Below are 5,859 nucleotides of genomic sequence, written 5' to 3' on the forward strand. Positions count from 1 at the left end.
CTCCTGAACGTCAAGTTTTTCTAAAAAATCAATGTCAAATAAAGTGGGTTGTTGTATAATGGACATAAGGAATCCCTCCTGGAGTACGTGTCTTAGTCGACAACCTAATTGTACCATATGGGGGGGTCCTTTTTTCTATGTTTTAAAAAAGTTGATTTATCAGGTGTTAAACACGACAAATAATTATGAAATTGGCTCATATATAATTTTTGTTATGTGTGTTTGTCTTAGGCCGATTTTACTTTTGATTTGACGACTGGATATCCTAAGTCTTCAATGGCTTTTTCGATATCGTTAATGGTGATCGTTTCTGAATCAAACTCTACTTTTACTTTACTGGCATTAAATAATACTTTTAAGCTATCTTGATTAACCCCATTTAATCCTTTCACCGCATTTTCAATCTTTTGCATACAAGATGGACAAGATAATGTTTCTAATTGAATAACTGCTTTTTGCATGAATTATTTCTCCTTTCATCTTATCTTTGACTTTTTTGTTTTCCTCTTCTTCTTTACAATTTAAGTATAGCTGAGGTTCAACGAAATGAAATTGACGCAAATCAAGTTTTAAGAAAAAAGTAGGGGAGTATTTTCTTCTTCCTACCTGAATACTTCCCCTTTATCATTCGTCGATACCGCTTTCTATTAAAATTATTCTCTCAAACGGTATCGAAGTAATCTCATACCATTCAAGATGACTACTAAGATACTTGCTTCGTGAACCAACATCCCGATTGACATATTCATCCATTCACTAAATAGTAGGCTAGCAAGTAAGACTAATACCACACCAACTGCTATGGTAATGTTCTGTTTCATGTTTCTTGAAGTTGATTTTGTTAAGCCTAATGCGTGTGGTAAACGACTAAAGTCAGAATTCATTAAAACGACATCCGATGTTTCAATTGCAACATCTGTTCCACTTCCCATGGCAATTCCGATATCTGCTAAGGCTAATGAAGGACTATCATTCACTCCGTCACCGACAAAGGCAATGAGTTGGCCATTTGCTTGCATTTTTTCAATATATGCGGATTTTTCTTCTGGAAGCATATGACCGTGTGCTTCTGTTAACCCAAGTTCTCGAGCAACTAAATCTACGGTTCCTTGGTTGTCCCCAGAAAGAACGACAAGGTTTTTGACCCCTAGTTTTTTCAGTTTTTGAAGATCTTTTTTAACACCTGGACGGATTTGATCCCGAATACCCATCAGAACGTTTAATTCTCCGTCGACCGCAGTTAACACAAGAGAATTCCCATATTTCTCAAAGCGTTCGACATCTTTTTTAGCTTTTTCGCTTAATTTCACATTTTCCTTTTCCATTAAAGCTACGTTACCAACGGCTATACGATGAACACCTATTTTTGCTACAATTCCGCCACCTTTAACGACTTCGGTTTCTTCAACAGTATAGAAAGTTGTCTCGCCAATATCCTGTAAGACAGCTTTTGCTAGTGGGTGGTCCGATTCGCGCTCCACACTTGCTAAGTATCCTAGAATTTCTTCAGTGTTGTTGCCGTAAAATTCTTTTTCGGCAACTTCAGGGTTTCCTACTGTCAATGTTCCCGTTTTATCAAAAACGATAGTATCTACTCTGCTAAAGTCATTGATAACTTCACTACCTTTTAGGAGGACACCATTACGTGCACCGTTTCCGATACCGGCAACGTTGGATACAGGAACCCCGATAACTAATGCACCTGGACATCCTAAAACAAGAATCGTGATAGCTAGTTCAATATCTTTTGAGAATAGCCAAACAATAAAACCAAGGACTAAAACAGCTGGTGTATAGTATTTTGAGAATCGATCAATAAACCGCTCTGCTTCTGATTTGGAATCCTGTGCTTCTTCCACTAATTCGATAATTCTACCAAATGTTGTATCTTCCCCTACACGGTCAGATCGAATTTGCATCGTTCCATTTTCTAAGATTGTTCCCGCAAATACTTCAGAATCGACCCTTTTGCTTACTGGAACAGACTCTCCGGTAATACTTGCTTCATTGATGTGACCTTCACCTGTTAACACGGTTCCATCTACGGGGACTTTTGCACCCGTTTTGACTAATAAAATGTCACCTTCATCTACATCATCGACATCAACTTCTTCAAATTCTCCATTTTCCATTTGCTTTAAAGCACTTTCTGGTGCCAGCTCTGTTAATTCTTTAATGGCAGAACGTGTTTTGTTCAAGGTACGTTGCTCCAAGTAAGAACCAAATAAGAATAAGAAAGTAACGATGGCTGATTCCTCATAATTTTGAATCAATACTGCCCCAATTACTGCAATGGTAACTAAAACATCAATACTGACAACTTTTACTTTTAATGCCTGAAAGGCTTGAATCGCAATTGGTGCTACACCAAGAATAGATGCAATGATGAGCGACCAATTGAAAATGGCCATGTTGTCTAAGGAAAATCGTCCGAAGAATGCAAGTGCAATCAAAATTGCACTGATCAGTGTAATGGAATTCTTTTTACTCAATATATATCTTTGCATGTTGATTCCCTCCAATTTCATTTTCATTTGTATCCCTTGTTGATGACTCTAGTATAGGATGTTTCTATGAAATAAAAATTGATTAGGATCAAGTTCTATTGTAAAAGTGAAAAATTATAAAAGAACAGCAAAACAAATCCAACTGTTTTACTGAATAACTGAATAACTCTTATATATTATCGAACATACAATCAAAAAAAATCATTATATTGTACATCACTAGTGTTGCATAAAACTTAGAATAAATGATTTTTATACATTGTTACTTTAATCACAAGTAGTTTTCGTTAAAATTTCCAAAAAAGTCAATTGCTGGTGCAAGGGATGACTTTTTCCAGAAATTTTTAGGGGTTATTTAGTTGTCGATTAGTCTATTTGCACTCTCTTTCACTTAACCAGGGGCGAACGATTCTTTGAAACACTCAAACGGTTCATACTGTAACGCTCTGATTTGTCTCAAAATAGTGAAGAGGGTTGATTTCAACCTTAATTTAAGTTTCATCAGTAACGTCAATATTTTTTTTAAAAGGGTTAATCCAAAGCAGTTTTCACCTTATTTTATTTTCTTGTAGCTGCCTGTATGTACCCTTTTCATATACATACAATTATATAAATATCGACCGTTCAAAATCCGGTTCCTTTCTAACGAGTTGTCGACAGAAAAAGCCATGCCCTTATGGACATGACTTTAAGTCTGGCTGTTCAGTTTTCCTGGACCCTCTATTTCTTAGAGATACCTACCTCAATAAATATATGTAAAATGGAAAGACATATCCGGAATTTACAATACGGTAAACACCTGTATCAAAATCCGCGTCGTATTGGTCAAGGTCACTGAAACGCTTTTCAAAAGGCTCTTCAGCTGTGATAATAGTCTCTGCATCTTCTGCCCCATAAAGAACCCCTTCTATCTGTTCCCACTCTCCAGCTGTAAACTCTTCCAGTCGGAAATGTGTGCTTCCGATTCTCAGCTCTTCTCCTTCTTCCACAGTTATTTCAAGAACCAGCTCGGTCACTTCAGTTCTTTCTGCCCGTACATTAAATTGAATTGCCTCCAGGTCAACGCTATCTTCTTTCTGCGAATAAGCTTCCTCTTCATGATCCCGATCAAAAGTTATTTTATCAATTTTACCGACTTCTCTCCTTGCATCAGAACTACTGAGAGAATTGCCCTCGCGCCCTTCGCTTCCATCATCTGTTTCACTTCCTTCCTCCGTAGCACAGGAAGCCAGAAGAAAGATACTCATTACCAACATTACTAATTTCACTTTCATCCTCCGCTCTCTTCAATAAATCATCGCTAAAATGTTTTGAGATATAACAATGCCACTAACTTTTTTACGTATTCATCAGTTGATATAAAGCACCGTAGAGATTCGCATCATTGCCCAAATCACTTCTTTTAATTGATGCACGAACTCCCGTAACTGAATAAACAAGGTCCCTTTCATAGAAGTCGTCCAGTGCTCTTTTTATTTCCTCTACCAGCATCGGCTCTGCACTCATACCGCCACCTATCACAAACAGTTCCGGATCGAGTACCCCTTGGAGATTAATGATTTGTCCCGCGACTCCCTTGCAATAAGCTCTGAACTCCCTTTCTACTTCCTGATGACCTGCTCGAATGAGCCTGAACATATCCTGACCTTCAAAATCTTCCGGGTCTTCTCCAGTCATCTGTGCGACTCGCCGTACCAGATCTGTCGTACTCCCACTTCTACCAAAGAAACTTTCCGGATTCAGTGGGTTTTTACCATCGGTCCGTATAAAGGAAAATTCTCCTGCACTGAAATGATGCCCTTTTACGAGTTGACCATTGGAGATAATGCCGCCACCTACACCCGTACCCAAGACAAAAGCTACGCCGTTTTGCATGCCCTTGAGACCGCCCTTCCAGAACTAGCCCAAGGGCCGCACTTTTTCCGTCATTTTCAAGCCTCAGAGGCAGATTCAGCCGCTCTTGAATAATATCTGCCAAGTGAATATTTCTGGCGTACTGCAGCGAACCTCCGTGAATGACAAAGCCGGCATCAGAATCAATTCGACCCGGCATGCTGATGGCCACCCCTGCTATACTTTTTACGTAGGGCTGGACAATCTTTTCAATCACAAACAGCAGGGATTCCAGTGAATCACGGGGGGTCTTTCTTTTTCCTTTAATATGTATAGTCTCTTTATCCATCAGCGCAAATTTGATTGCTGACCCACCTATATCAAATACTAAATACTGCTTCATCTGTCTGCTCCTTTTCACTTTGAGAATTATATGATACTTCCTTAAAGCGCTTTCTCTTTTTTAATAGTATATCAAAAAAGAACCCCTGTGAAAGGCGTTCTTTTTTATCCTTATCTGTTTATACAGCAAAAGCTATTAAATAGTGCGTCTTCTTTATTTGAAAGTTGTAATCGCTTCTGCGTCCAAACGAACTGTTTCTTCGCCCGGTTCTAAAGCTTTCCCGACAGCCAATATTAAAACAGGCACATAGCGTTCTTTATCAAGGTCTACACTTTCTGCCAGCTGACCGTAATCAAATCCGCCAATAGCGTTCGTGTCATAGCCATGGCTTCTGGCTACCAGCATGAATTGCATGGCTGCGAGATTAGAATCAAGCCGGACAACCTTTTTCATCTTTTCTTTTGGAAAGCTTTTGTACTCAGGAATTATGTCCCTCAACTGCTTGTTTTTTTCTTCTTCTGTCAACTTGCCTTCTGCCACTGCTTTAGCATAAATTTTTTCTCCGTACTCGTAGCACTTCAGATCGCCAAAGATAAGAACCATCGCAGCTGACGTGTCATTCTGCTGTGTATTCCAGCGCATCAAAGGCCGGAGATTTTGTTTACCCTCTTCGCTGTCCACCACTACAAATCGCCAGGGCTGAAGATTGACTGAAGACGGAGCACGCGTCGCTTTTTGAATCATTTCAAGCATATCTTCGCGGGGAATTTTTACCTTTGGATCAAACTCTCTGATTGAGCGCCGGTTGAGTATAATATCGTCAAAATCATTGGTTTTTGTCATCAGGTAGCCTCTTTTCTTTGAAGGTTTTTGTGCTCCGTGTATTTGACAAATTATATCCAGCTGGTATATATAAGCAAACAAAGATATAACATCTGTTGATGGCAACCATCAATAGCCAACTTAATCTCTAGTATTTAGCTGGGCCTTTTTCCTTTTGCTGTTCATTAATACTAGTTAATCACTATCTCTTTTGCTAAACATACCTTTATTAAGCATTATGGTGTTAAGTCAAGAGAATAGATTATAAAATGACAACCTATTTTCATAAAAAAGGGTGCACTGAACTAAACCGCCACGTATTCGAAAATACGTTCGGTTTATATCTTCGGATAG

General features: G+C 38.8%; 5 protein-coding genes and 1 pseudogene. All 6 read right to left on the reverse strand.

The window, feature by feature from the left end; genetic code table 11:
- Positions 1–227 precede the first annotated feature (227 nt).
- The 6 genes and pseudogenes from ACYQ4S_RS10445 to ACYQ4S_RS10470 all read right to left on the reverse strand — a co-directional run bounded on the left by ACYQ4S_RS10445 (position 228) and on the right by ACYQ4S_RS10470 (position 5,526).
- On the reverse strand, positions 228–461 hold the full coding sequence (locus ACYQ4S_RS10445) for a heavy-metal-associated domain-containing protein (protein WP_459771004.1): 234 nt from the start codon (positions 459–461) through the stop codon (positions 228–230).
- 192 nt (positions 462–653) lie between these two features.
- Complete coding sequence (locus ACYQ4S_RS10450) at positions 654–2,507, reverse strand: heavy metal translocating P-type ATPase (protein ID WP_459771006.1); 1,854 nt, start codon at positions 2,505–2,507, stop codon at positions 654–656.
- A 737-nt stretch (positions 2,508–3,244) separates the two neighbouring features.
- Entirely contained in the window at positions 3,245–3,775 is a 531-nt protein-coding gene (locus ACYQ4S_RS10455) for an immunoglobulin-like domain-containing protein (protein WP_459771007.1), read from the reverse strand.
- A 70-nt stretch (positions 3,776–3,845) separates the two neighbouring features.
- A complete protein-coding gene (locus ACYQ4S_RS10460) occupies positions 3,846–4,382 on the reverse strand; it encodes an ROK family protein (RefSeq protein WP_459771009.1) in 537 nt (178 codons plus the stop codon).
- Positions 4,383–4,434: 52 nt separating this feature from the next.
- Positions 4,435–4,743: pseudogene (locus tag ACYQ4S_RS10465) on the reverse strand (ROK family protein); the annotation flags it as partial.
- Between the two features lie 153 nt (positions 4,744–4,896).
- The gene (locus tag ACYQ4S_RS10470) at positions 4,897–5,526 is read right to left on the reverse strand and encodes a nitroreductase family protein (RefSeq protein ID WP_459771011.1); all 630 of its coding nucleotides are present in this window, start codon (positions 5,524–5,526) and stop codon (positions 4,897–4,899) included.
- Between the last annotated feature and the right edge of the window lie 333 nt (positions 5,527–5,859).

The sequence above is a fragment of the Alkalibacterium sp. s-m-28 genome (assembly GCF_054658175.1).

Coding starts and splice junctions, on each gene's coding strand:
- ACYQ4S_RS10445 (WP_459771004.1), bottom strand. CDS start 461: ATGCAAAAAGCAGTTATTCAATTAGAAACATTATCTTGTCCATCTTGT.
- ACYQ4S_RS10470 (WP_459771011.1), bottom strand. CDS start 5,526: ATGACAAAAACCAATGATTTTGACGATATTATACTCAACCGGCGCTCA.
- ACYQ4S_RS10460 (WP_459771009.1), bottom strand. CDS start 4,382: ATGCAAAACGGCGTAGCTTTTGTCTTGGGTACGGGTGTAGGTGGCGGC.
- ACYQ4S_RS10450 (WP_459771006.1), bottom strand. CDS start 2,507: ATGCAAAGATATATATTGAGTAAAAAGAATTCCATTACACTGATCAGT.